The organism is Paeniglutamicibacter sp. NPDC012692 (assembly GCF_042901625.1).
GTDB lineage: Bacteria > Actinomycetota > Actinomycetes > Actinomycetales > Micrococcaceae > Paeniglutamicibacter.
Map to the genome: position 1 here is coordinate 418,341 of NZ_JBIBDE010000001.1, position 26,338 is coordinate 444,678.

The window sequence follows — 26,338 nt, forward strand, 5'->3', positions numbered from 1 at the left end:
AAGCCGATCTGCGCGGGCGCTGCCTCACGTGGTCAGCGCGCGATCTGGCTCGGCTTGTTCCGGGTGGCAGGGGTGGCTATCCGCCGGCGTTGCCGAAGCTAGGCTCGAATGTTCAGGGTCGGGCGCACGCGCATCACCCGGCGCCGCATCCAGTACTTTTGCCCGCCGCCTTGGTAGAGGCAGCTGCGCATGAGCTCCCATTTTCCGTATTCCGCATGTTCGCGCAGGATACCGCGCACCATCGACCGCTGCTCATGCGGAAGTGTGGTGATCACCAGATACTCATACCTCTGGGTTACCGTGTCGGGCGATCCGGCAGTCATTCTTTGCGGCGGAATTATCTTTTCGATCATGTCCCTGTCCATCGTGTGGCTGTGCCTGTAACGTCTAGCCCATGAGTACAGACCCGCGCGTTGCCCTCAGCGTCTTGATTAGCTGCCTTGAAGAGCACCTTGCCGCAGTGGCTTCGAAACGCGGTGCCGAGGATGCGAATCTCAGCTCCGCTTTTCTGGCCGTTGCAGATGCCTTCGAGGAATATGAGGATGCACTCTATGAAGCCTACGAAGAATTCTTACCGTTGAGCGTAGTTGATGAAGACGACGATGACGAGGGTTTCCGGGACTTCGAATCCGGCCCGGATGCGTTGCGTGAGTAGGGTCGTTCAGGGATCCGGGTCCGCCGGTAAAAGATAGTTCCCTGGTATTAACTTTGGCCGTCCAAGGGGTGCCGGTAAGGCCCAATGTGGCTCGGTGAAGTAATGTCGGTACGTGAATTGGTTTGAAGCAGCCTTCCTAGGGCTGATCCAGGGTCTGACAGAATTTCTCCCCATCTCCTCGAGTGCGCACCTCCGCATCGTCGGCGAATTACTGCCCAATGCGGCGGATCCGGGGGCGGCATTCACCGCCATTACCCAGCTCGGCACGGAAACAGCGGTCCTGGTGTTCTTCTGGAAAGACATCGTCCGCATCATCGGTGCTTGGTTCAACGCTCTGCGCGGAAAAGTCCCGCACAGCGACCCGGACGCCAAAATGGGCTGGTTGATCATTGTCGGCTCCCTGCCGATCGCGGTGCTTGGCCTGCTCTTCGAGGAGCAGATCGACACGACCCTGCGTTCCCTGTGGATCGTTGCGACCACGCTGATCGTCTTCGGCCTGATTCTTGCCGTCGCCGACCACTACGGCAGGCAGGACCGCGAGCTTAGCGAACTCACCCCCAAGCACGGCATCATTTACGGTTTCGCGCAGGCCATGGCCCTGATCCCCGGAGTTTCCCGTTCCGGCGGCACCATCACCGCCGGCCTGTTCATGGGTTACACCCGCGAAGCGGCGGCGCGCTATTCCTTCCTGTTGGCCATCCCTGCGGTGTTCTCCTCGGGGCTCTACAAGCTCGTGAAGTCCCTGGACGAGCCGGGCGTTTACTCCCTGCCGCAGACCGGCTTGGCAACCGTCATCGCGTTTGTCGTCGGCTTTGTCATCGTCGGCTGGTTCCTGAAGTACGTTTCCACCCACAGCTACCGGCTCTTTGTCTGGTACCGCATCGCCCTGGGTCTGGCCCTCTACCTGGCGCTCGGGTTCGGCCTCATCAACGCCTGATTCCAGCAATCCCGCCGGTGTACCGATCGTCGGTGGAATAACTGAGCCCCGAACGGGCTTGTTGAAAGTAAGTACTCCCCATCCACTTGGGACATCTCCCAAGAGAAAGGACGCCCCGTGCTTGCATGGTCCGCGCCCACCATCCCGCATATCCCGGGAAACGCTCCGATTCTGGAGGTCCACAACACCTCCAGCCATTCGCTTGTTGACACCGCCCCCGCGGAGAAGTCCAATGCGCCGGCGAGCATGTATGTCTGCGGCATCACCCCATACGACGCAACGCACATGGGGCACGCAGCCACCTACGTTGCCTTCGACCTGTTGCAGCGCACCTGGCGCGATGCCGGACGCGATGTCACCTACGTGCAGAACGTCACCGACATCGACGATCCGCTGCTCGAGCGCGCCGCGGCCACCGGCGTGGATTGGGTCGCCCTGGCCGAGGAACAGACCGACCTGTTCCGTGCCGACATGGAAGCGCTCAACGTCATTCCGCCGCAGCACTACGTCGGTGCCGTCGAGTCGATTTCCTGGCTGGTGCCGCTCATCGAAGAGCTGGTTGCCAAGGACCTTGCCTACCGGGTGCCCGGAGAGGGCGGGGACCCCGACGGGGACATCTACTTCGACGCCATTGCCTCGGCAAACAGCGCGTGGGAACTCGGCAGCGTCAGCGGCTACGACCGCGAGACCATGATGGGCTTCTTCGCCGAACGCGGCGGGGACCCGAAGCGCGCGGGAAAGCGCAACGAGTTGGATCCGTTGCTCTGGCGCGTCGCACGCGAGGGCGAACCGCGCTGGGACGGCGCGAGCCTCGGTGCCGGCCGTCCCGGTTGGCACATCGAATGTTCGGTCATTGCCCGCCGCTTGCTGCCTGCGCCGTTCACGGTCCAGGGCGGCGGCTCCGACCTGATCTTCCCGCACCACGAATTCTCCGCCGGCCACGCCGCCGCCCTGGACGGCAAGCCGTTGGCGGAAACCTACGTGCACACCGGCATGGTGGGCCTTGACGGCGAAAAGATGAGCAAGTCCCTGGGCAACCTGGTGCTGGTCTCGAAGCTGCGTGCCGCGGGCGTTGAGCCGGTTGCCATTCGCGCAGTGCTGCTCGGCCAGCACTACCGCTCGGACTGGTTCTGGACGGACGAATTGCTGGTCGAGGGCCAGCGCCGCGTCGAGCGCTGGCGCAACCGCATTCCGGGCACCACGCTCTCCGAAGCCACCGCCGTGATCACCCGGATCCGTTCCAAGCTGGCCAACGACCTGAACGCACCCGCGGCCCTTGCCGTGCTTGACGCCTTTAGCGTCCAGGAACCTGCCGTGCAGGACGATTCGCAGGGAGCCGGCGGGAAGCTGCTGGCCGACGCGCTTGACGCCCTGCTGGGACTCAAGCTCTTCTAGATTCCGTTTCCGGCCGCTTTCCGGAAACCAAAGGGGGCGCGTTTCGCGTTCCGCCATCAGCCCCGCAGCCAGCGGGAAAGGTTGCGGTTCGCGGAACGCGCCCTTTGCGTTGCAAACAAGTTTCACTTCGCGAATTCGGCCCCTATTTCGAGGCTGGTCTCAACCGGGCAGGGCAACGACCGGCACAATGAGGTGGCCCGCTGGCGGTCACGATAACCGTGCGGATAGGGTTGGCGGCCACCAGGAATTCCAGGTCAAGGAGGATCCGCGCCCGACCGTTGACGCTTTTCGGGATCCCGGACGGTGGCCCTCATGCCGCATGGGGTGAGCAAATGTTGCTCATGGAAGGCAATGAACAAGACGTATCAGGGGCTCCGTGTGCGTAGACACGATTCGGGCCCGAGCCTATGATGAGCCTTAGATTTGGGCTCGTTCTAGCCTATCGAGGTCACCGACATGGAAAACGACCGAACAACTGCCGCCTCCCTTCGTGTTCCGGATCCGGGTTCTTGCGGTCTTCCGGCCTACGATGCCACGGATCCGCATTCGCATTTTTCACCGATCCGGTCAACACTTCCACCACCCGGAGCGCCAAACGTGCGCGTCACCTTGTTGGATGATGTCGCCTTCTGTACCGCAAGCACCTACGGGGCAGCCTGTGCCACCCCAACCGCAGATCGGTTTGCCACCGCCGGCCCGAGATTCATCCGATTCCACACCACTGCGCCGTGCTCGCCGACGCGAGCCGCTGTTTTGTCCGGGCGAAACCATCACACGGTCGGGATGGGCGGCATCACCCAGCGGCACTTCCGAGGTATATCGGGCCTGAACGAGCACTCGGTCACTGACACCAAGAACAAGGCACGCACCATCGCCGACGCTGCCATGCGCCAGCCCGATTCGAGCAGCACCATCATGGCCCAGGATTGCGGGTGGGCACTCTCCGTCGACGGCGGACACAGTCTGGGACAGGGCGCAAGAGTCACAATGCGCGCGGACGACAGCCCGGTAGCAACCGGCCACGTCGATCACACTCAATCGACGATCTTCTTGAGGACGAAGCAGCAGACATCGGCATCGATCACGGATCGGACGTCTCGGACCGGTACTCAGAAACCGACGGCGGCTTCAGCGGGGAGATCGAATGGGCGTGATCGAACCCGAATATGCCAGCCAGGACCACTTCATCACCGCCGAGGACCGGCTGAAGTTGGCCATGGAACGTCAGTGGGAAGAGTAACGCCATGACGCAGGGGGCCAGCGGCCCGTCCAAGGCCCGGGTGCTAGCCGTTATTGCCACTATCGGCCCACCCATCACGCTGATTAGCTCGGTACTGGTCTTTTTCGGCTGGGTCAAGGCCGATGCCGAGGCCAAAGCCCTGGGCCTGAACGTGGAGCTGTTCGGGTACACCACCCAGGACTATGTCCGCTTCAGCATGATGCACGCGGCCATCCCGATGGTCTGTTTGTTGATTGTCGGTCTCTTCTGGCTGGGCCTGGACCGGAGACTATCCGAACGGCTGAGAGACGGCCGTGCCTGGCCCAGGGTACGGCTCATCGCCGGGGTCGCAGCCGTCGCCGGATTCGTGCTGGCCGGTGGCGCACTGTTGCTGGTGGTGTTGGACCCCGACCAGACTGTCTTATACGCTCCGTATGTCGTGGCAGTGGGGGTATTGCTGGCCGCGTGGGCGGCGCGGTTGCGTCGGCTGGCACAAGCCGTTCCACCGCCGCCGCTGTCCATCGAACAGCGTGCGGGCGAGGCGGCACTGCTGCTCGGATTGGTGGCGGTGTTGCTGTTCTGGGGCGCCGCGGACCATGCCCGGACCGTGGGCCAACGCATAGCCTCGGACCTGGAACAGCACGTGAATTCGCTGCCCGAGGTGGAGCTGTACAGCACCGGGCGGTTGGCGATCGGCGCCGAGGGAGTCACCGAGGAAGCGCTGGGCAATAGCACCGCCCCGCTTTACCGTTACGCCGGGCTCCGCCTGCTGGACCTCAGTGGCGGGAACTTGTTTTTTCTGCCGGACGGGTGGAAAGCAGGGAGCGGAACCGTGGTGGTGCTGCCCAATAACGGCACTGTGAGGGTTGAATACGGGCCATGAGATGCCGCCGGTGTCGCGCCCGCTTCCACGTATTCCCACTTCGGATGCAGCCTGGTCCTACTGTCCCAGCAGTTCTTTCCTCGCGGCTTCCAGGCCGGTGACGGTCGCGACCCAGTCGGGGCGCTTGAACTCGGTTGGCGTTACGCTTACTTCCTGCTGTTCCGCCAGTTCGCCGGGGCGCGCGACTACGCGTTTGACGCTGCCCCGGGAGTATCCGAGGCTGCGCGAGACGCCCAACGACGAGCGGTTCCAGACGGCGGCCGAGGATTCAGCGACTTCCGCCCCGAGATGGTCGAAGGCGAAAAACAGAACAGCTGCACGCATTTCCTTACCGAAACCCAGGCCGTGGTGACGACGCGAAAGCCATGAACCGGTGGTCACGGTCTTGCGGATTGAAAAATTGCGTGCACCGATGTCCTGCATGCCGATCGGTGTGCCTTCGTGGCTGACCACCAGGTTCAACGTCCAGTTGTCCGGGGAAATGCCGGAACGGACGTGCCATTGGTGCCTGGCGGTGTTTCGCATGAGTTCTTCCTTGGGCGCATCGGTCCAAGGCGTGGAGAAGGGCATGACGGCGGGGTCATGGATCCCGCTGATGGCTGCTTCGATGATCCCTGGCAGATCTTCGTCCCGGACCGGCCGCAGTTCCAGCCGCGGGCTGTTGATCGTGAGGCCAAAGAGGGGCCATACATCCGTTAGTTCAAGCATTCCCCAAACCTATCCGTGTGCAGTCGTCATGCAAAGCAGCAAGTCACATGGATGTTGCTGAACAGAAGCACCCCGTGCCGCATGGACCGACCCCGGTGCCAAAGGGCCGTTGTGCATGTGGAAGGCCGTACCCTACGGGCTTTCCGGGCTCTCTGGGCTCTCTGGGCTCTCCGGGTTTTCCGGTCCGCCGGGCTCATCGGGGGAGTCGACATCGGGGGAGTCCGGCCGGTTGCGGCGTTTCAGGTAGCGCTCGAACTCCCTGGCGATCGCCTCGCCGGTGGCCTCGGGCAGCTCGGTTTCGTCCTGGGCCTGCTCCAGCTGGCGCACGTACGCCGCTATGTCGCTGTCGCCCTTGGCCAGTTCGTTGACCCCGCGTTCCCAGGCCAGGGCGTCCTCGGTGAGTTCCTCCAGGTCGATCGTCAGGGGGAAGAATTCCTCGACCCTGTGCAGCAACGCCAGCTCGGCCTTGGGCGAGGGCGCCTGCGCCACATAGTGCGGCACCGCCGACCAGATGCTCAACGTCGGCAATCCCGAGGCCTCGGCAACCTGTGCCAGCACCCCGAGGATGCCGGTGGGGCCCTCGTATCCGGATTCCTGGACGCCGAGTGCCTTGCGGACCCCGGGATCGTCGCTGGTCACCGACGCCTGAATGGGGCGGGTGTGGGGGACATCCGCGAGCAGGGCGCCAAGGGCCATGACCCCCTGCACGTTTTCCTCCTCGGCCCGGAGGAGGATCTCAGCAATGAAGGCCTTCCACCGGTAGGTGGGTTCCACCCCGCGCAGCAGGACCAGATCCACGGGACTGTCTTCCAGTTCCGCACGGTACATGTGGGTGGTCGGCCATTTGATGATGCGTTTGCCGGAGGAGTTGCGGCGCACCTGCGGCCTGGAGAATTGGTAGTCGTAGAAGTCGTCGTCGCTGATGCCGGGGATCTTCTTGGCGCCGCTGGCGCGGCGGATGAGCCGCAGCGCCTCGCTGGCCGCATCGCCGGCATCGTTCCAGCCCTCGAACGCCACGATCATGATGGCGGGTCGAACTGTCGAGTCCCCGGGGGCGGAGGCCACGAGGGACGAAAGTGTCACCGGATCGTTTATATCTTCGCTCACAACCACACACTAGCGCGCGAAGTCGTCAGCATGTGAACCCCAAGCCTATTAGAATTGGCTCATGCCAACCCAGAATCCAGCCGTTTTGCCCGTGCAGACCCGCAACACCCATGTCCAGGGCGTGCTCTGGGACATGGACGGAACCCTTTTGGACACCGAGCCGTACTGGATGAGCGCCGAAGAGGAGCTTGTCGCCGCCCACGGCGGGTCCTGGACCCACGAGGACGCGTTGTCGCTGGTCGGCAGCGCGCTGCCAGACTCCGCCTTGGTGCTGCAGCGTGCCGGGGTCGACCTCGATGCTCGCGAAATCATCGACTGGCTGAACGAACGCGTCATGGCCGGGATCAACAACCACGTCGAGTGGCGCCCCGGCGCGCTGGAACTGCTCGAGGAACTGCACGCCGCCGGCATCCCGTGCGGCCTGGTCACCATGTCGGAGGGCCCGATGGCCACGCAGGTGCTCTCGAAGCTCCCCAAGGAGTACTTCTCTTTCCAGGTCACCGGGGACCAGGTGTCGCGCGGCAAGCCGCACCCGGACCCGTACCTGCTGGGCCTGGAGAAGCTTTCGGCCCTGGTGCCGGACCTTGAGGCCCGCCGGGTCGTCGGCATCGAGGATTCGGCACCGGGCATCGCCGCGGCGGCCGCGGCAGGCCTGACGGCGCTGCTGGTGCCGCACCTCAGCCGGGTTCCCGAAACGGGTCCATGGCACACCATCGACTCGCTGGAACGGGTCGGGCTGTCGACACTTTCGACGCTGATCGGCATCGGGGCAAACTAAATGACTGAAACACCAGCCAAGCGCGAGGGCATCCCGCTGGGATCCTTCTTTGGCGTTCCGGTGTCTCTGGCCTGGTCGTGGTTCCTGATCGCGGCGTTCATCGTCGTGGTCTTCGGCCCGCAGGTCAGCCAGGCCATCCCGGGGCTCGGGTACGGCGCCTACGTCGTCGCCTTCGCCTACGCGGTGCTGCTGGCGCTCTCGGTGCTGGTGCACGAGCTGGCCCATGCCGTGACGGCCAAGGGCTTCGGCTGGCCCGGGGCGCGGATCGTCCTGAACCTGTGGGGCGGGCACACGCAGTTCTCCTCCTTCAACGCCACGCCGGGACGCTCGCTGGCCGTGGCCATGGCCGGGCCGGCCGCAAACTTCCTGATCGCGGGCATCGGCTACGTGCTGCTGCACCTGGTCCAGCCGACCGGCGTCGTCTTCCTGCTCTGGGACATCCTGGTGTGGGCGAACCTGCTGGTGGCGCTGTTCAACATCCTGCCGGGCCTGCCGCTGGACGGCGGGCGCCTGGTTGAATCCGCGGTCTGGAAGGCCACCGGATCCCAGGACCGCGGCACCGTCGCCGCCGGCTGGGCCGGGCGCGTGATCGTGGTGCTGATCGTCGGCTACTTCGTGATCAGCCCGCTCACCCGCAACGAACCGCTGGACTTCCAGGTGCTGCTCGTGGCGATCCTCGTCGGCGGCTTCATGTGGACCGGAGCGTCCCAGATCATCACCCACGCCAAGCTGCGCCTGCGCCTGCCGCTGGTCTCGGTGCGCGCGCTGATGGAACCGGCAACCGCCCTGGCCGTGGATTCCACGCTGGCCGACGTCTCCGCGCGCATCGCCAGCCGCGGCGGGCGGGTCATCCTGATCGACCAGGCCGGCACCCCGCAGGGCGTCATCGACGAAGCGACCCTGGGCCAGGTCGATCCGGGCCTGCTGGCCGCGAGCCCGGCGTTGTCCGCGGCCCGCGCGTTGAGCCCCGGGGCGGTGGTCAGCGACACCGCCGACGGCCGCGCCCTGATCGGCTACCTGGCAACGCTGGAAGGCAGCGAGTACGCGGTGATCGACGACCAGAACCGCATCATCGGGCTGCTCGACCAGGCGAACATCGTCGCCGCGATCACCGGCAAGCCGCAGCAACCCCACGCGCACTAGGCGCCCAACACCCGTGCCTCGCCGCCGTCCCGGAAGGGCCGACCGGAGCAGGCAAGCAAAACGACAAGATCCCCAAGCACAAAGGACACCCAGCAACACATGAGTGACATGCCAGCAGCGCCGCACGGCGCAATGAACCGCCGCGGCCCCTTCCGTCCGGGCGACCGGGTCCAGCTCACCGACCAGAAGCGCCGCATCAACACCATCACCCTGACCCCGGGCGGCGAATTCCACACCCACAAGGGCGTGCTCTACCACGACGATTTGGTCGGCCTGCCCGAGGGCTCGATCGTCGAGAACACCAACGAGGTCCGCTACCAGGCCCTGCGCCCGCTGCTGAAGGACTTCGTCCTGTCCATGCCGCGCGGCGCCACCGTCGTCTACCCCAAGGACGCCGCCCAGATCATCCAGATGGGCGACATCTACCCGGGCGCCCGCGTGGTCGAGGCCGGCGTGGGTTCCGGCGCGCTGTCGATGTCGCTGCTGCGTGCCGTGGGCGACCAGGGCTACCTGCACTCCTTCGAGCGCCGCGAGGAATTCGCGGAGATCGCCCGCGGCAACGTGGACACCGTCTTCGGCGGCCCGCACCCGGCCTGGCAGATCTCCATCGGCGACTTCCAGGAGAAGGTCCTGGAGACCGAGGAACCGGGCTCCGTGGACCGCGTGGTCCTTGACATGCTCTCCCCGTGGGAATGCGTGGACGCCGTGTCCACAGTGCTGGCACCGGGCGGCGTGTGGGTCAACTACGTGGCCACCGTGACCCAGATGTCCCGCACCGTCGAGGCCATCCGCGCCACCGGCCTGTACACCGAGCCGGAGTCCTTCGAGACCATGGTCCGCGGCTGGCACGTCGAGGGACTGGCGGTGCGCCCGGACCACCGCATGGTCGCGCACACCGCCTTCCTGATCACCTGCCGCCGGCTTGCCGACGGCGCCGTGGGCATCCCGGGCGCCAAGCGCGTGAAGGAGCACACCTACTCCGCCGAGGACCTGGCCACCTGGACCCGCTCCGAGACCCCGGAGGATTGGAACCACGAGGCCCTGGGCGAACGCGGCGTCTCCGCCCGCAAGCTGCGCCGCGCCGCCAAGGACGCCAAGTCGATGACCCAGCGCGGCTCGCTGCCGCAGGGCGAGGCCGAGCTCGAGGAAGAAGAGCCCTCGGGCGAGTAGCCCGCGCAGCGCACCCTCCGGCGTGCGGTTCGGTGGTCACAAACCCCCGAACCGCACGCCGGAATGCATAGTATGAGTGTGTAGTTGCATCTTCCGGCTCCATCGGGGGATGCGTGCCTCGGATAATGCGAAACGGGTTGATGATGAGCGAAGATACAGATCGCGCACGGTTAGAGGGCCAGGTTACGGCCGCCGAACGGCAGTTGAACGTGCTGCGTGACAAGAACCGCCAACTCGACCGGCAACTGGCCTCCGCCGGGTCCAACAACTCGCGCCTGGTCGCCATGCTGGAACGCACCCGCGAGGAAATCATCAACCTCAAGGCCGGCCTGGAAAAGGACGGCGACACCCCGTTCAGCCACGGCACCATCGTCGAAAAGCACCCGCGCAGCCACCCGGTGGGCGGCGTGGCGATCTCCGCCACGGGCGTGCAGTCGGTCGACATCCTGCAGGGCGGGCGCAAGCTGCGCGTGGCCATCAGCCCGCTGCTTGACTTCGACAAGCTGCACGTCGGCCAGGAAGTCCTGCTCAACGAATCCCTCGTGGTCGTCGCGGGCCTCGGCTACGAACAGGCCGGGGAACTGGTCACGGTCAAGGAGGTCCTGGAGGACCACCGCGTCGTGGCCATGGGACGGGCCGACGACCAGCGTGTCATCCGCCTCGCGGACCCGCTGCTCCTGGACAAGGTTAGGGTCGGCGACGTGCTCTCGCTCGATTCGCGCACCGGGCTCGGCATGGAAAAGATCCACCTCTCGGACATGCAGTCCCTGGTGCTGGAGGAGGTGCCGGACATCTCCTACGCGGACATCGGCGGGCTGTCGGACCAGATCGAGGCCATCCGCGACGCCGTCGAGCTGCCCTTCCTGCACCCGGACCTCTACCGCGAGCACGGGCTCACCGCCCCCAAGGGCATCCTGCTCTACGGCCCCCCGGGCTGCGGCAAGACCCTCATCGCCAAGGCCGTGGCGCACTCGCTGGCCGAACGCACCAACGAGCGCAACGGCAACGGCGGCACCGCGCGCAGCTTCTTCCTGAACATCAAGGGCCCGGAGCTGCTTGACAAGTACGTCGGCGAAACCGAACGCCACATCCGGCTGATCTTCGCCCGCGCCCGCGAAAAGGCAGCCGGCGGCAGCCCCGTCGTCGTCTTCTTCGACGAGATGGACTCGCTCTTCCGCACCCGCGGCACAGGCGTGTCCTCCGACGTGGAAACCACGATCGTCCCGCAGCTGCTGGCGGAGATCGACGGCGTCGAGCGCCTGGACAACGTCATCGTCATCGGCGCCTCCAACCGCGAGGACATGATCGACCCGGCCATCCTTCGCCCCGGGCGCCTGGACGTGAAGATCAAGATCCGCCGCCCGGACGCCCAGGGCGCGTCGGAGATCTTCGCCAAGTACCTCACCGACGACCTGCCGCTGCACCCTGCGGACCTGGCCGAGCACGGCAACGACGCCACCGCCTGCGTGCGCGCCATGATCCAGGCCACCGTCGACTCGATGTACTCCACCGGGGCCGAGAACCAGTTCCTTGAGGTCACCTACGCCAACGGGGAAACCGAGATCCTCTACTTCAAGGACTTCTCCTCCGGCGCCGTGATCCGCAACGTGGTGGACCGCGCCAAGAAGTCCGCCATCAAGGCGTTCCTGACCAACGGCGAACGCGGCGTGCGCATGGAGTACCTGCTGGCCGCCGTGGTGGAGGAGTTCCAGGAGCACGAAGACATGCCCAACACCACCAACCCGGACGACTGGGCCCGGATCTCCGGGCGCAAGGGCGAACGCATCACCTTCATCCGCACCATCGTCGCGGACAAGAACGGGCGCGGAAAGACCCTGGCCGCCGGGCCCGGCGAAGAGACGGGACAGTACCTGTGAGCGTCCACCGTGTCATGGGCCTGGAGACCGAGTACGGCGTGCTGGCCCCGTCGATGCCCGGCGCCAACGCCACCCTGCTCTCGGCCCAGGTCATCAACGCCTACGCGGCCTCCGTCCGTGCCGGGTACGGGCATCTGGCCGGCACCCGCTGGGACTACTCCGACGAGTCCCCGCTGAATGACGCGCGCGGCTTCACCCAGCCGCGTTCCCAGGCCGACCCCTCCCAGCTCACCGACCTGGAACCGGAGCTGGACGCTGAGCAGGTGGCCCTGGCCGGGGGAGACTCGATGATCGGGTCGACCCTCTACGATGAGCCGGACGAGGGCCAGGAGGTCCTCATGAACATGGTGCTGGGCAACGGGGCGCGGCTCTACGTCGACCACGCGCACCCGGAGTACTCCTCCCCGGAAACCACCAACCCGTTCGACGTGGTGCTCTACGACCAGGCCGGGGACCACGTGGCGCTCACCGCCGCCCGGCGCATCGAGTCCACGCCGGGGTTCGTTCCGGTGCACTTGTACAAGAACAACACGGACAACAAGTCGGTGTCCTACGGAGCGCACGAGAACTACCTCATGCCGCGCAGCGTCCCCTTCGACTCGATCGCCGCGCACCTGATCCCGTTCTTCGTGAGCCGGCAGGTCATCTGCGCCTCCGGCCGGGTGGGCCGGGGCATGCTGGGCCAGTACGACGGCTTCCAGGTCTCCCAGCGAGCCGACTTCTTCGAGGCGCAGGTCGGCCTGGAAACCACCATCCGCCGCCCGATCATCAACACCCGCGACGAGCCGCACGCCCACTGGGACAAGTACCGGCGGCTGCACGTGATCATCGGGGACGCGAACCTCGGCCAGGTCTCCACGCTGCTGCGCACCGGCACCACGGCCCTGGTGCTCTCGATGATCGAGGCCGGCACCGCCCCGGAACCCGCGCTGCGCGAACCCGTCGCCGCGCTGCAGGCCATCAGCCACGACCCGACCCTCAAGACCCGGGTGGAGCTGTCCGACGGGCGCCGGCTCACCGCGTTGGAGATCCAGCGCATCTATCTGGACGCGGCCGTCGAGCACTGCGCGCGCACCGGGGCCGACGACGAGGCCACCACCGAGATCCTGCGCCGCTGGGAGCAAACCCTCACCACGCTGGGCACCGACCTCTTCGCCGCCGCCGGCACCGTGGACTGGGTGGCGAAGTACAAGCTGATGAGCGGCTATGCCGACCGCCACGGGCTGGAGTTCACCGACGCGAAGATCGCGCTCATGGACCTGCAGTGGGCGGACATCCGCCCGGAAAAGGGCCTGTACTACCGGCTGGCCGAGCGCGGCCTGATGGAGACCCTGTACACCCCCGGGCAGATCGCCGCCGCCGCGTCGACCCCGCCGGAGGACACCCGGGCGTACTTCCGCGGCCGGGTGCTCAGCCAGTACCCGGAGCACGTGGTGGCGGCCAGCTGGGACTCGGTGTCCTTCAGCGTTCCCGGCGCCCGGAAGCTGGAACGGATCTCCACCCTGGAACCGCTGCGCGGCACCAAGAAGCTGGTCGGCGGGCTGTTTGACGCGGAACTTTCGATCAGCGAGTTCATCGGAACGTTGAAGCGCTAAAGCGCCTCGGCAGTGACAAGATGGACACATAAGTGAATTTCGGGCCGGCCGCCGCCACCGGCGTTCGGCCCCCGACCACGGCACGTGCCAGCCACGTTCCATCCGGATAGACGACAAAGGGGCAGGACCATGACGCAGGAAAGCTTTTCGGCACGACGCACCGAGGAAACCGCCGAGCAGGAGCAGGAAACCGAGGCCGTGAAGGCCACCACGCAGGACGCCGGCGTGGATGACCTGCTCGACGAGATCGACGGGGTGCTTGAGCAGAACGCGGAGGAATTCGTGCGCGGCTTCGTGCAAAAGGGCGGGCAGTGATTGAGCTCGGCCCCGGACCTTCCTTTCTGGAGTACCTGAACCGGGACCGTCCGGACCTGCTTCCACACACCAGCGCCCCCGCGGCCGGGGTGCCGCACGCGACCACCATCGTGGCGCTCTCCTACGCCGGGGGCATCGTGATGGCCGGGGACCGGCGCGCGACCATGGGCAACGTGATCGCCAGCCGCCACATCGAGAAGGTCTTCGAGACCGACAGGTTCTCGGTGGTCGGCATCGCCGGCGCCGCGGGCCTGGCCATCGACATCGCCAAGCTCTTCCAAGTCGAGCTCGAGCACTACGAGAAGATCGAGGGCACGCTGCTGTCCCTGGAGGGCAAGGCCAACCGGCTCGCCTCGATGATCCGCTCCAACCTCGCCATGGCCATGCAGGGCATGAGCGTGGTGCCGCTGTTCGCCGGCTACGACACGGCCCGGGAGACGGGCAGGCTCTTCTCCTTCGACATCACCGGCGGCCTCTACGAGGAGGTCGAGCACCACAGCATCGGTTCCGGCTCGGTGTTCGCCCGCGGGGCGCTGAAGAAGCTGTGGCAGCCGTCGATGGACGCCATGCGCGCCATCCGCGTGGCCGTCGAAGCACTCTACGATGCGGCCGACGACGATTCGGCCACCGGCGGCCCGGACACGGTGCGCAAGTTGTGGCCGGTCGTCTACACTGTCACGGCGGAGGGCGCCACGCGCGTCGCCGAACCGGTGCTCGCGGCCATGGCCCAGCAAATCATCGACGAACGAACCAGCCAGGGAATGGAGGCCTAGATGAGCGCGCAGTATTACGTTTCCCCGGAACAGCTGATGAAGGACCGGGCGGATTTCGCCCGGAAGGGCATCGCCCGCGGGCGTGCCGTCATCGTGGCCTCCTGCGCGGAGGGCATCGCGCTCATCGCGGAAAACCCCTCCGGCTCGCTGCACAAGATCGGCGAGATCTACGACAGGATCGCCTTCGCCGCGGTGGGCAAGTACAACGAGTTCGAGTCCCTCCGCCAGGCCGGCGTGCGCTACGCGGACACCCGCGGCTACTCCTACGCGCGCCAGGACGTCACGGGCCGCGGCCTGGCCAGCGTGTACGCGCAGTCCCTCGGCGCGGTGTTCACGGCCGAGGCCAAGCCCTTCGAGGTCGAGCTCGCCGTGCTCGAACTGGGGGAGACCCAGGAGGAGGACACGCTGTTCTCCCTGAACTTCGACGGTTCGATCGCCGAACAGCCCGGCTTGATCATCATGGGCGGCGACACCCCGGCGCTTCGCACGGCGTGGGCCACCATCTGGGGCGAGAAGGTCCTGGCCGAGTCGAGCGCCGCCGCCGTGATCCGCGCCGCGGCCGCCGTCCTCCCCGGCGTCGGCGAGGGTCCGGACGGCGCGGGGCTCCTGGAGGTCGCGGTGCTCGAGCGCCTCAATTCACGGGGCACCCACCGGCATTTCCACCGGCTCGACAAGCCGACCATTGCAGCGATTTTGAGTTCAGGAGAATAACGGGTTCATGGACCGCAGGATTTTCGGCATAGAGACCGAGTACGGAATCAACTATTCGGACCCGACCGGGCGCCCCCTCACCCCCGAGGAATCGGCCCGCTATCTTTTCCGCCGCGTGGTGGCCTGGGGCCGAAGCTCCAACGTCTTCCTGACCAACGGGTCGCGGCTCTACCTGGACGTCGGCTCGCACCCCGAGTACGCCACCGCCGAATGCGACGACCTGGCCCAGCTCATCGCCCACGACCGCGCTGGGGAGTCCATCCTCAACGACCTGGTCGCCAGCGCCGAACGGCGCATGGCCGCCGACGGCTTCAACGGCAAGCTGTACCTCTTCAAGAACAACACCGACACCGCCGGCAATTCCTACGGCTGCCACGAGAACTTCCTGATTCCGCGCAGGCTCGAATTCGCACGCCTGGCCGAAATCCTGATCCCCTTCCTTGTCACCCGCCAGCTGATCGCCGGCGCCGGAAAGATCGTCAACGTCGAGGGCGAGTCGCTGTACGCGTTCTCGCAGCGCGCGGACCACGTGTGGGAAGGCGTTTCCTCGGCCACCACGCGTTCGCGCCCGATCATCAACACCCGCGACGAGCCGCACGCGGACGCCGAGTACTACCGGCGCCTGCACGTGATCGTCGGCGACTCGAACATGAGCGAGACCACCCAGCTGGTGAAACTCGGCGCCACCGACCTCATGCTGCGGATCATCGAATCAGGCAAGATCATGACGGACCTGCGCCTGGAAAACCCGATCCGCAGCATCCGCGACATTTCCCACGACTTCAACGGCCGGACCGTCGTGAAGCTGGCCAACGGCAGGGAAATGACGGCGCTGGAACTGCAACGTCAGTTCCTGGCGCTGGCCACAGACTTCGTCGCCCGGGAGGGTGCGCACCACGAGAGGGTCCCGCAGGTCCTGGACCTGTGGGAGCGGACCCTGGACGCGGTGGAGTCGGGGGACTTCTCGACGATCGACACCGAAATCGACTGGGCCATCAAGCACAAGCTCATTTCCTCCTACGCCGCGCGCCACGACCTGGGCCTCGAGTCGCACCGCCTGGCCCAGCTGGACCTGACCTACCACGACATCGACACCAAGCGCGGGCTCTTCCACCTGCTGCGCAACCGGGGGCAGGCCGCCAGCGTGGTCGACGCCAAGGACATCGCCTACGCCGTGGACAACCCACCGCAGAGCACCAGGGCCAAGCTGCGCGGCGACTTCGTGCGTGCGGCCAAGGACGCCGAATGCGATTTCACGGTCGACTGGGTGCACCTGAAGCTCAATGACCACCCCGGCCAAACCGTGCTGTGCAAGGACCCCTTCCTGAACGAGGATCCGAGGGTGGAGGCCCTGATCCAGAGCATCTGATCCGCCATGCGGCTCGAATACACCGTTCGATAAGGAATTTCACAGAATCAGCGATTAAGCTGAACAAATACTTTGACATCTACTCACCACCGTGTGTGGGTTTGCCTTGTCTCCATGCCCCAACTGAAAGTTGATTTCGTGCGCAAAGTTATGGCACTCGCCGCGGCGGCATCATTGCTGCTGCTTTCCGCCTGTGGTTCGACCGCCCCGGCCTCCAGCGGTGATACCGCCCCGTTCGAGTCCCTCAAGGTCACGCCCGGGAAGGACGACTCCTCGGATCCGACCGTCACCTTTGACCACCCGCTGGTAGCCACCGAGACCGCCGCCAAGGTCGTTGTCGAGGGCAAGGGCGAGACGATCAAGGAAAACCAGAACGTCAAGTTCAAGTCGGTTGCGTACAACGCGGAGGACGGCAGCCTGATCGGCTCCGGTTTCGGCCAGGCTCCCTTGACCTTGCCGACCACCGCCGAGATGAAGACGCAGATGCCTGCGCTCTATGACACCTTCCTGGCCGCAAAGGTCGGATCCTGGATCGCGTTCGTCGAGCCGGCAGCCGAGGCAGCCGCGACCCCAAGCGAGTCGGCGTCGCCTTCGGCATCGCCCGCAGCGGCCAAGACCCTGGTGGTCCTCAAGGTCATGTCTGCCGAAAACATCCCCCCGGCTTCCGAGAAGCTCGGCCCGGACGAGGTCAAGAAGCTCAAGGACTCCGGCGCCCTGCCGACGTTCGAGATGAAGGACGGCAAGCCGGCCATCACCATCCCGAAGGACAAGACCGAACCTGCGGGCCTGGTCGTTGACGTCGTCAAGGAAGGCACCGGCAAGGTCGCCACCGCAACCTCCGATGTTTCCGCCAACTACACCGGCGTGCGCTGGGAAGACGGCAAGCAGTTCGATTCCAGCTACGACCGTGGCGCAGCCTCCGATTTCAACCTGTCGCAGGTCATCAAGGGCTGGACCCAGGGCCTGACCGGCCTGAAGGCCGGAACCCAGGTCATGCTGACCATTCCGACCGACATGGCCTACGGCCCGGACGCCGCCTCCCAGGGACGCCCGGCCGGCACCCTGGTGTTCTTCGTTGAACTCAAGGAAGTAAAGTAGCTAGGACGCTACAAGCAATCAATCGAAAGGATTCAAGCATGTCATTTGGACAGCGTGAATACGACCGCACCAAGCCGGAAATTGAATTCCCGGGTACCGATGCCCCGACCGAGCTGAAGATCGTGGACATCGTCGTTGGCGACGGCGCCGAGGTTGTTCCCGGCTCGACCGTTTCGACCCACTACGTGGGCGTTGCCTGGTCGACCGGCGAAGAATTCGATGCTTCCTGGAACCGCGGCACCCCGCTGGACTTCCGCGCCGGCGTCGGCCAGGTCATCCAGGGCTGGGACCAGGGCCTGATCGGCATGAAGGTCGGCGGCCGCCGCCGCCTCGAAATCCCTTCGGAGCTTGCCTACGGTTCCCGTGGCGCCGGTGGAGCCATCGGCCCGAACGAGGCACTGATCTTCGTCGTGGACCTCGTAGCCGTACGCTAGGCACCCCCGCTTCCGAGCCGCCCTTTGGCCGTGTTTCTCCTGTTCATCAGGGAAAACACGGCCAAAGTCCGTTTAACCGGCGTTGCATTGGCACGCGGTGACGGCCACGGGGTAATCTTGCGAGCGTGGCTCAAATTAACTCCGGCGGCCCTTCCAGGGCCGAGAAGCTCGTCAGTCTCACCTACGCCCTGATCAATACGCCCCACGGCTATTCCAAGCGTGAGCTGCGCAAGATCGTCGATGACTACAAGGGGCTCTCCGAGGCCGCATTCGACCGGAAGTTCGACAGGGACAAGAAAGACCTCAGGGACATGGGCATTCCCTTGAAGACCCTGGGCGATGGAGGCGAGGAACGCTACCTCATCCCGCCCGAAAGCTACCGACTTCCGGAAGTTCGCTTCACCACCGAGGAATCCGCGGTTCTCGGGTTGGCCGCACAGCTCTGGAAAGACACCGAGCTTGAATCCTTTGCCGCCCGCGCCACCGGGCGACTTGCCGTGGGAAACCGCGACGCCGGCGAGGAAGCGCAATTCACCGAATACGTCCCGCGCCTGCACGCCTCGGGGCCCTCCTTTGGCGCGTGCCTGAATGCCGTATGGTCGCAACAGATTCTCGACTTCGAGTACCTTGATGCCCAAGGGCACAACAGCAAGCGAACCGTGGACGCCTGGGGGATAGGCTCGCGCTTCGGCAACTGGTACCTGGTGGGCTTCGACCACAACCGCCAAGACACCCGGATGTTCCGACTTTCACGGATCCTCAGCGACGTGACGACCGGCAAGACCCATTCATCGCGGCCGGCAGGATTCAAGATTGCCGAAGCCCTGGACCGGCTCGATCCGTTCATTGCCGGGGACGCGGCGCGGGTCTCCCTCGTCAAGGACACCGGCTGGTCCCTGCGGTCGCGGGCGACCAACATCATCCCGGGCGAGGAATACGACGAAGTCATTGTCCAATTCCACGACCTGGTGACCCTCGCGGCCGACATCGCAAAGCTCGGCCCGAACGCCAAGGTCATTGAGCCGGCCCCGCTGGTTGACGCCGTGCAGCGAAAGCTCGGCGATGCGTTGGCCAAGCAGCGCGATTCCGTGCCCGCCTTCAAACTCAGCAAGCGGCGCAACCTTGGCCGGCCCCCATCCACCGATGCGGTGGCCCGCAACCTCGACATCATCTCCTACGTCGCCAAACTGGGGTCGCCGACGGTGGCCCAGACGGCCAAGCATTTCGGGCTGAGCGAGAAGCAACTGCTGGAGCACCTGCAGACCATCATGATGTGCGGCGTTCCCAACGGCCTGCCGGACGAGCTGATCGACGTGGAGTGGGAAACCGGCGCGATCAGCATCAACAACGCCGAAGCCCTCAACGCACCGATCCGCCTGGGCCTTCAAGAGGCAGCGGCGATGCTCTCGGGGCTCGCTTCGCTGCGCCAGCTGCCAGATTTCGAGCACTCGGCCTCGATCCAGGGCGCCTTCGCCAAGTTGCAACAGGCTGCCGTCGGATTCGAGGGGCTCGAATCGGTGCTGTCGATCGCGTTGCGCTCCACCGAGGAGAACGAGAACTACGCCGTATTGCTGCATGCGATCCGCGACAACCAGGTCGTGAACCTGAAGTACTACAGCGCATCCAGCGACGCCGTCAGCGAGAGGCTCGTGGAACCCATCCGCTTGGTGGAACACGCGGGCCGGCAATACCTGCGCGCCTGGAGCCAGCGCAATGAACAGATCCGCAGCTTCCGCGTCGACCGAATCCAGGCGGCCACGACAACAGGTTCGGGATTCGAGGTGGATCCGCGCAAACACGAGGACACCGAGGACATCTTTTTCACCCCGGGCAGTGACGACGTGCAGGTGGTCCTTGGCTTCGGCAAGCGACTGGCCCTGGTGGCCGACGAATACGCGCCGGAGCAATGGGCCAGGGTCGGCGATGAATTGATCGCCGAAATCCGGATGTCCTCCACGGCCGTCCTTCCGGGCATGATCGCCTACCACGGCGGCGACCTGAGGGTGCTTGCCCCGGATAACGTGCGTGAAGAAGTCGAATCCTGGCTGCAGCACGCACTGTCGATCACCGAGGTGGCTTGAACATGTTGCCGTGGTGGTTTTGGGTATTGCTTTGGATAGTCCTTATTCTTGGAATGCTTCTTTTTCTCGTTCTTTCCGGCATCAGGCTGTTCCGCGGATTCATGAAACTCATGGATGAAGTGGGCGAAGCCGCCGACCGGATAGGAACGGCAATGGAGACACCTGCCGGACCCATTGACTACGGGGTTTTCCCCGATCGAGGACCGAGTGGTGTGGCTGCGCTCTTCCAAGACCCCGAGGATGCACGCGCATCATTGGAAGCCGGAAAGGCCCGTCGCGTGGAAGTTCGGCGCGTGCGTCGCGTGGAGCGTAAAGCTCTGCGCGGACAAGCGCAACGCGTGGCCGATCTGGATCTGTTCTGACGTAGAATTAAACCAATTGAAAGGTAGGTTCCCCATGTTCGGTGGACTGCAAGGATGGCACCTGGTCATCATCATTGTTTTGGCTTTGTTGCTCTTCGGTGCCCCGAAGCTTCCGGGCCTGGCTCGTTCCGTGGGACAGTCGCTGCGTATCTTCAAGTCCGAAGTTCGCCAGATGAAGGACGATGACAAGAACCCCTCTGCAGCGGATGAAACCGTTGAGGGCAAGATCGTTGATCCCGACCGTCGTGAGAACAACGCTTAATATTTCGTGAGCGACAAGGAAACTGCCCAGAAAAAGGGGCGGAAGGATAATCCTGAGGGCCGCATGGCCCTCAAGGCCCACCTCGTTGAGGCGCGCAACCGCCTCTTCATTTCACTTATTGCGTTGGTGTTGGGTACCGTCGGCGGGTTCTTCCTGTACAACGATGTCCTCAGTCTTCTCGTGGCTCCGGTGCGCGAGTACGGGGGAGAAGTCAACTTCACTTCGGTGATGTCCCCGTTCGACCTCATGCTCAAGACATCGCTGCTCTTGGGCCTGGTCTTCTCCGCTCCTGTCTGGATCTACCAGCTGTGGGCCTTCATCGTGCCCGGTTTGAAGAAACAGGAACGAAATACGGCCCTTGCATTCGCCGCGGCTGCAGCCCCGCTGTTTGTCATGGGCGTCGCGATGGCCTACTGGGTCCTGCCGCATGCCCTCAAGTTCCTAATCTCGTTGGCGCCGGCAAATACGTCATCATTGATCTCTTCGGATAACTACCTTCCGTTTGTCTTCCGGTTGCTGATCGCCTTCGGCCTGGCAATGTTGGTTCCCGTGCTGATGGTCGGGCTGAACATGGTTGGCGTGCTGAAAGCCAAGACGATCATGAAGCACTGGCGCATCACTGTGTTCCTCATCGCGTTGGTGGCCGCAATGGCGGCGCCCGGCGGCGACGCGATCACCATGTTCGCGCTGGCCGGTCCGCTCTTCCTCACCTTCGCAGCCGCAACATTCATCTGCCATCTGAACGACCGCAAGCGCAACAAGAAGCTCGCTGCGTTGGAAGCTGAGAACGCGGCGAATGCCGGACAAGGTTCGACTCTTCCCGAGGTGCCGGATCTTCCATAAGCCGTGCCCAATACAGCTCACCAGCGCGGGACCACTTACAACCATCTTGAAAGGGGTCGCAGCGTGAACACGCCGGCCGAGCGTTACGCCGCAGCCAAGGAACGGGCAAAGGAGGCCGACACCGGCCTCCCGGAATTCCGGGCCACACTTGGCTTTGACCTAGACCCATTCCAGGAAGATGCCTGCCGAGCTGTCGCCTCGGGCAGCGGCGTTCTTGTTGCCGCGCCCACCGGTGCAGGCAAGACCGTGGTGGGGGAGTTCGCGATCTTTGAGGCCCTTCGATCCGGTCGAAAGGCGTTCTACACGACCCCCATCAAGGCGCTCAGCAACCAAAAGTACAGCGACCTTGTCGCCACGTACGGCCCGGAACGGGTCGGCCTTCTGACCGGCGACATGACGATCAACGGCGAAGCCGACGTGGTCGTGATGACCACCGAAGTCCTGCGCAACATGCTGTACGCGGATTCCGACACCCTCCAGGGCCTGGGATACGTGGTCATGGACGAGGTCCACTACCTCGCCGACAAGTTCCGCGGCGCGGTGTGGGAGGAAGTGATCATCCACCTGCGCGAGGACGTGCAGGTGATTTCGCTTTCCGCCACGGTCTCGAACGCCGAGGAATTCGGCGGCTGGCTGGACACGGTGCGCGGGGATACCCGGATCATCGTCTCCGAGCACCGCCCGATCCCGCTGTACCAGCACGTGATGGTCGGCGGCAAGCTCATGGACCTCTTCGCCGAGGACGTTGCTTTCGACCAGGTTGCCGAAACCCCCGAACGCTCCGCCGCGGTGAACCCCGAGCTGAGCAAGCTTGCGCAGCGTGGATTCTCTTCCTCTCGTTCGCGGGCCTTCCAGCGCGGCGGACGTCGCGGTGGCAACGGAAACGGCAGCCGCCAGCGGGAGCAGATCAGCACCAAGGTCTCCCGGCCGGACATGATCATGGCCCTTGATCGGGCCGGACTGCTGCCCTCCCTGGTCTTTATTTTCTCGCGCAACGGCTGCGATGCCGCGGTTGCGCAATGCGTGCGCTCCGGTCTTGCCCTCACCACCCCGGCCGAGGCGACCGAGATCGAGCAGGCGATCGACCTGGTTGCGTACAAGCTGCCGGCCGACGACCTCGAGATCCTCGGTTTCTGGCCCTGGCGCGAGGGCCTCATGCGCGGATTCGCTGCCCACCACGCGGGCCTGCTTCCAATCTTCAAGGAAGTCGTCGAGGACCTGTTCGCCCGCGGCCTGGTCAAGGCCGTTTTCGCCACCGAAACCCTGGCGCTGGGCGTCAATATGCCGGCCCGATCCGTCGTCATGGAGAAACTCGAAAAGTTCAACGGCGAATCCCACGTCTCGATCACCGCCGGCGAATACACGCAGCTGACGGGTCGAGCCGGGCGCCGCGGCATCGACGTGGAAGGCCACGCGGTCGTGCTCTGGCAGGCGGACACCGATCCTGCCGCCGTCGCCGGTCTGGCGTCCAAGCGCACCTACCCCCTGAACTCCAGCTTCCGCCCGACGTACAACATGTCGTTGAACCTGACTTCGCAGTTCGGACGCGAACGTGCCCGCGGCATCCTGGAGACGTCCTTCGCGCAGTTCCAGGCCGACCGCTCGGTGGTCGGCCTGGCCCGCCAGGTTCGCTCGCGCGAGGAATCTCTCGAAGGCTACAAGAAGGCCATGACCTGCCACCTCGGCGACTTCGGCGAATACGCGGCACTGCGCAACGCGCTGTCCGAGGCCGAAAAGGAAGCGTCGAAAACGATCTCCCGCCAGCGGCGCTCCGCGGCCAGTGAGTCGCTAGAGTCGTTGATGCTTGGCGACGTCATCGAGGTCCACGGCCCGCGAAGGCTCGGACGCTGTGTGGTCGTTGAGCTGGACACGGCCTGGAACAATCCGCGCCCCACGGTGCTCACGGAGGAAAAGCAGATCCGGCGCATCGACGTGCAAGACCTGGACGGTCCGGTCGAGATCATCTCGCAGATCCGCATCCCCAAGGGTTTCACGGGCCGGAGCCCCAAGGAACGCAAGGACCTTGCGGCTTCCCTGCACAACGCGATCGCCGACTCCCGGCCTCCGCGCCGCGGCGCCGCCGGCTTCAATTTCTCCGGGAGCCAGGAGCAAGAGGAGAAGATTGCAGAGTTGCGTCGTGCCCTGAAGGCGCACCCGTGCCACGGCTGCTCCGAGCGCGAAGACCACGCACGGTGGGGCGAGCGCTACACGAAGCTGCTGAAGGACACCAACAAGTTGCGCTCACAGATCAGCGGGCGCACCAATACCATCGCGAAGACGTTCGACCGTGTGGCGTCGGTGCTCGAGCAGTTCGAGTACATGATTCCTGCCTCCAACGACAAGGACCAGGCCCAAATCACCGAGGCCGGCCAGCGCCTGCGGCGCATCTACGGCGAACGTGACCTCCTGACCTCCCTGGTCATGGAATCGGGGGTCCTGAATGAGATGAACGCGGAAGAGCTGGCCGGATTCATTTCCGCCTTGGTCTTCCAGGCGCGCCGCGAGGACAACTCCGACGAGCCGCGAATGCCGAGCGCCAAGGTGCAGCTGGCCTGGGAAGCCTCGGTCAACTTGTGGTCCCGACTCAGCGATGCGGAAGTGATTGCTCGACTTCCGGAAACAGTGGCCCCGGATTCCGGACTCATCTGGCCCATGTACAAGTGGACCAAGGGCTCCGACCTCCGCGAGTGCCTGCGCGGCACCGACCTTGCGGCCGGGGACTTCGTGCGGTGGGCCAAGCAGGTTATTGACGTGCTGGACCAACTGGCCAAGATCCCCGACCTGAACAGCGGCCTTGCCCGTTCCTGCAATCGCGCGGTCGACCGGATCCGGCGCGGCGTCGTGGCCTATTCGAATGTCGTCGACTAACCGACCGAGTCTTGCCGTTTCGGCTTTCAGCGCCCTGGTTTCCCGTGCGCGGTTCTCAAAGTAAAGGTAAATAATGTCACTTGATTTGTATCGTAACGGATCCATTTACTCGCCCGCGGACCCCTTTGCGACGGCGATGCTCGTGGAAAACGGCACAGTTGCCTGGATCGGTTCCGAATCGGCCGCCGGAGCATTGCTGGATGCACGGATGAACGAGATCGACCTGCAGGGCGCACTTGTCGCCCCGGCCTTCGTCGATTCCCATGTGCACCTCGGTGCACTCGGGGCCAACCTGGCGGGCCTGGATCTGGGCGGTGCGACGAACGGCTCGGACATCCTCGATTTGGTGTCGTCCGCCGCAAGCGCGGCGCCCGGAATCATCCAGGGGTTCGGCTGGGACGAAACCAAATTTGGCGATTCATCCTTTCCGACGCTTGAAGAGTTGGAGCGTGCGGCCCCCGGCCGAGAAGTCTACCTGTCCCGGGTCGACGTCCACTCGGCACTGGTCAGCCCGCAGTTGGCGCAACGCCTCGGGCTCGTGGCGGGTTCCGAGTTCACGGGCGCCTTGGTTCGTGGCAGCCTCCACGCCCAGGTTCGCACGTCCGTTTTCGCCTATGACGAATCGCTGAACGCCGCCCATCGGGAGCGGGCGCTGGCGCATTTGGCAGCTACCGGCCACGGCACCGTTGTGGAGATGGCGGCGGAGCACATCTCCGGACGCAGCGACCTGCAGGCCCTGTTGGCCCGAGGCGAAGAAGAAACAGCCCTCAGCCCCAAGCTCTACGCCTATTGGGCGCAGGCCGTGTCCGAGGAATCCGAGGCCCGCGAACTGCTGGCTTCCTTTGGTTCCCCGGCCGTGGTCGGTCTCGGCGGCGACTTGAACATCGACGGTTCCATCGGTTCACGTACCGCCCTGCTGCGTTCCGATTACCAGGATGCCCCGGGCAACCGCGGTACCTGCTACCTTTCCGTCGACCAGATCAGTGCGCACGTGGGCGCCTGTTCGCTTGCCGGGATCCAGGCATCGTTCCACGTGATCGGTGACGCCGGGCTGGATGCGGCCCTGGAAGGATTTGCCAAGGCCGCGGAAACCGTCGGCCTTGCAGCTGTCCAGGCCGGCCGGCACCGCCTGGAGCACGTCGAAATGGTTGATGAGCAGGCGCGTGCCAAGATGCTCAACTTCTCACTGACCGCTTCGGTGCAACCGCAATTTGATGCCCTGTGGGGTGGACCGGGTGAACTCTACGAACAGCGCCTGGGAACCGGGCGCGCGACCGGAATGAACGCGATCGGCAAATTCCTCGCCGCCGGAGTGCCGGTGACGGTGGGATCCGATGCCCCCGTGACCCCGACCAGCCCCTGGGTAACCATCAAAGCCTGCCTGGAACTCAACGATGCCCAGGCGCGGATTTCCGCCAAGGCCGCGTTCATGGCGCACACGCGCTCCGGGTTCCGTGCACTGGGGGAGTCGAACCCGTTGGCGGGCCAGCTGGTGACGGGAGCCGAGGCGACGTTTGCGATCTGGAACGCCTCCGAACTCACCGTCCAGACCCCGGACGTCCGTGTTTCCTCCTGGAGCACCGACGCCCGGGCCGGAACGCCGATGCTGCCGGTGCTGGAAGACGAGATGCCCACGTGCCTGCGCACGGTCCGTGCCGGACGCATCCTCTTCGACACAATGGGCGTATAGCTGCCCCACATCGGCCGGGGCATCGAATTTGTCCATAAATGGCTCCTGACCTGACAATCTCTGCA

The 26,338-nt window shown here is 64.9% G+C and carries 24 protein-coding genes and 1 pseudogene; 22 read left to right on the plus strand and 3 right to left on the minus strand.

Annotated features, from left to right (window positions below; translation table 11 throughout):
• Positions 1 to 98 precede the first annotated feature (98 nt).
• On the minus strand, positions 99 to 353 hold the full coding sequence (locus ACFY5D_RS01795; RefSeq protein ID WP_387524196.1) for a DUF5703 family protein: 255 nt from the start codon (positions 351 to 353) through the stop codon (positions 99 to 101).
• Between the two features lie 41 nt (positions 354 to 394).
• Here ACFY5D_RS01795 and ACFY5D_RS01800 point away from each other — a divergent pair, with 41 nt between their 5' ends.
• From ACFY5D_RS01800 to ACFY5D_RS01820, 5 genes and pseudogenes are all read left to right on the plus strand, one after another.
• Positions 395 to 655 (plus strand): hypothetical protein, encoded by a 261-nt coding sequence (locus tag ACFY5D_RS01800; protein ID WP_387524197.1) that lies wholly within the window; start codon positions 395 to 397, stop codon positions 653 to 655.
• 112 nt (positions 656 to 767) lie between these two features.
• Complete coding sequence (locus ACFY5D_RS01805) at positions 768 to 1,592, plus strand: undecaprenyl-diphosphate phosphatase (protein WP_387524199.1); 825 nt, start codon at positions 768 to 770, stop codon at positions 1,590 to 1,592.
• 117 nt (positions 1,593 to 1,709) lie between these two features.
• Positions 1,710 to 2,987, plus strand: coding sequence for a cysteine--1-D-myo-inosityl 2-amino-2-deoxy-alpha-D-glucopyranoside ligase (mshC, locus tag ACFY5D_RS01810; protein ID WP_387524201.1), 1,278 nt, complete (start codon positions 1,710 to 1,712; stop codon positions 2,985 to 2,987).
• 456 nt (positions 2,988 to 3,443) lie between these two features.
• Positions 3,444 to 3,809 (plus strand): annotated as a pseudogene (locus ACFY5D_RS01815) (sulfatase-like hydrolase/transferase); the annotation flags it as partial.
• Between the two features lie 422 nt (positions 3,810 to 4,231).
• Positions 4,232 to 5,089: a hypothetical protein gene (locus ACFY5D_RS01820; RefSeq protein WP_387524203.1), complete on the plus strand. Its 858-nt coding sequence runs from the start codon at positions 4,232 to 4,234 to the stop codon at positions 5,087 to 5,089.
• Positions 5,090 to 5,146: 57 nt separating this feature from the next.
• Here the strand turns inward: ACFY5D_RS01820 and ACFY5D_RS01825 are convergent, their stop codons facing one another.
• Together ACFY5D_RS01825 and ACFY5D_RS01830 are read right to left on the minus strand one after the other, a co-directional pair.
• Positions 5,147 to 5,797: a GNAT family N-acetyltransferase gene (locus ACFY5D_RS01825; protein ID WP_387524205.1), complete on the minus strand. Its 651-nt coding sequence runs from the start codon at positions 5,795 to 5,797 to the stop codon at positions 5,147 to 5,149.
• Between the two features lie 132 nt (positions 5,798 to 5,929).
• The gene (locus ACFY5D_RS01830; protein WP_387524207.1) at positions 5,930 to 6,904 is read right to left on the minus strand and encodes a PAC2 family protein; all 975 of its coding nucleotides are present in this window, start codon (positions 6,902 to 6,904) and stop codon (positions 5,930 to 5,932) included.
• 61 nt (positions 6,905 to 6,965) lie between these two features.
• On the opposite strand from ACFY5D_RS01830, the gene ACFY5D_RS01835 reads away from it, so the two are divergent.
• From ACFY5D_RS01835 to ACFY5D_RS01915, 17 genes are all read left to right on the plus strand, one after another.
• On the plus strand, positions 6,966 to 7,682 hold the full coding sequence (locus tag ACFY5D_RS01835) for an HAD family hydrolase (RefSeq protein WP_387524209.1): 717 nt from the start codon (positions 6,966 to 6,968) through the stop codon (positions 7,680 to 7,682).
• The gene (locus ACFY5D_RS01840; RefSeq protein WP_387524211.1) at positions 7,683 to 8,825 is read left to right on the plus strand and encodes a site-2 protease family protein; all 1,143 of its coding nucleotides are present in this window, start codon (positions 7,683 to 7,685) and stop codon (positions 8,823 to 8,825) included.
• 99 nt (positions 8,826 to 8,924) lie between these two features.
• Complete coding sequence (locus ACFY5D_RS01845; protein ID WP_387524214.1) at positions 8,925 to 9,995, plus strand: tRNA (adenine-N1)-methyltransferase; 1,071 nt, start codon at positions 8,925 to 8,927, stop codon at positions 9,993 to 9,995.
• A gap of 140 nt (positions 9,996 to 10,135) precedes the next feature.
• Complete coding sequence (gene arc, locus ACFY5D_RS01850) at positions 10,136 to 11,872, plus strand: proteasome ATPase (protein WP_387524216.1); 1,737 nt, start codon at positions 10,136 to 10,138, stop codon at positions 11,870 to 11,872.
• A gap of 14 nt (positions 11,873 to 11,886) precedes the next feature.
• Positions 11,887 to 13,467: a depupylase/deamidase Dop gene (dop, locus tag ACFY5D_RS01855; RefSeq protein WP_387527534.1), complete on the plus strand. Its 1,581-nt coding sequence runs from the start codon at positions 11,887 to 11,889 to the stop codon at positions 13,465 to 13,467.
• A 129-nt stretch (positions 13,468 to 13,596) separates the two neighbouring features.
• On the plus strand, positions 13,597 to 13,782 hold the full coding sequence (locus tag ACFY5D_RS01860; RefSeq protein WP_387524219.1) for a ubiquitin-like protein Pup: 186 nt from the start codon (positions 13,597 to 13,599) through the stop codon (positions 13,780 to 13,782).
• Complete coding sequence (gene prcB, locus ACFY5D_RS01865; protein WP_387524222.1) at positions 13,779 to 14,555, plus strand: proteasome subunit beta; 777 nt, start codon at positions 13,779 to 13,781, stop codon at positions 14,553 to 14,555. The genes ACFY5D_RS01860 and prcB overlap by 4 nt, the downstream gene beginning before the upstream one ends.
• Positions 14,556 to 15,266 carry a proteasome subunit alpha gene (prcA, locus tag ACFY5D_RS01870; RefSeq protein WP_387524225.1) on the plus strand — a complete coding sequence of 237 codons (711 nt, stop codon included), beginning with the start codon at positions 14,556 to 14,558 and terminating at the stop codon, positions 15,264 to 15,266. It abuts the gene before it with no gap.
• Positions 15,267 to 15,273: 7 nt separating this feature from the next.
• Complete coding sequence (gene pafA, locus ACFY5D_RS01875) at positions 15,274 to 16,635, plus strand: Pup--protein ligase (RefSeq protein WP_387524227.1); 1,362 nt, start codon at positions 15,274 to 15,276, stop codon at positions 16,633 to 16,635.
• A 114-nt stretch (positions 16,636 to 16,749) separates the two neighbouring features.
• Positions 16,750 to 17,733 (plus strand): FKBP-type peptidyl-prolyl cis-trans isomerase, encoded by a 984-nt coding sequence (locus ACFY5D_RS01880; protein ID WP_387524230.1) that lies wholly within the window; start codon positions 16,750 to 16,752, stop codon positions 17,731 to 17,733.
• Positions 17,734 to 17,771: 38 nt separating this feature from the next.
• Positions 17,772 to 18,167 carry an FKBP-type peptidyl-prolyl cis-trans isomerase gene (locus tag ACFY5D_RS01885; protein WP_387524233.1) on the plus strand — a complete coding sequence of 132 codons (396 nt, stop codon included), beginning with the start codon at positions 17,772 to 17,774 and terminating at the stop codon, positions 18,165 to 18,167.
• 125 nt (positions 18,168 to 18,292) lie between these two features.
• Entirely contained in the window at positions 18,293 to 20,248 is a 1,956-nt protein-coding gene (locus ACFY5D_RS01890) for a helix-turn-helix transcriptional regulator (RefSeq protein ID WP_387524236.1), read from the plus strand.
• Between the two features lie 2 nt (positions 20,249 to 20,250).
• Positions 20,251 to 20,610, plus strand: a complete 360-nt coding sequence (locus ACFY5D_RS01895; RefSeq protein WP_387524238.1) for a hypothetical protein — start codon at positions 20,251 to 20,253, stop codon at positions 20,608 to 20,610.
• Positions 20,611 to 20,644: 34 nt separating this feature from the next.
• Entirely contained in the window at positions 20,645 to 20,872 is a 228-nt protein-coding gene (gene tatA, locus ACFY5D_RS01900) for a Sec-independent protein translocase subunit TatA (protein ID WP_209996920.1), read from the plus strand.
• A 63-nt stretch (positions 20,873 to 20,935) separates the two neighbouring features.
• On the plus strand, positions 20,936 to 21,715 hold the full coding sequence (tatC, locus tag ACFY5D_RS01905; RefSeq protein WP_387524241.1) for a twin-arginine translocase subunit TatC: 780 nt from the start codon (positions 20,936 to 20,938) through the stop codon (positions 21,713 to 21,715).
• Between the two features lie 63 nt (positions 21,716 to 21,778).
• On the plus strand, positions 21,779 to 24,583 hold the full coding sequence (locus ACFY5D_RS01910) for a DEAD/DEAH box helicase (RefSeq protein ID WP_387524244.1): 2,805 nt from the start codon (positions 21,779 to 21,781) through the stop codon (positions 24,581 to 24,583).
• A 73-nt stretch (positions 24,584 to 24,656) separates the two neighbouring features.
• Positions 24,657 to 26,273, plus strand: coding sequence for an amidohydrolase (locus ACFY5D_RS01915; RefSeq protein WP_387524246.1), 1,617 nt, complete (start codon positions 24,657 to 24,659; stop codon positions 26,271 to 26,273).
• Positions 26,274 to 26,338: the final 65 nt, after the last annotated feature.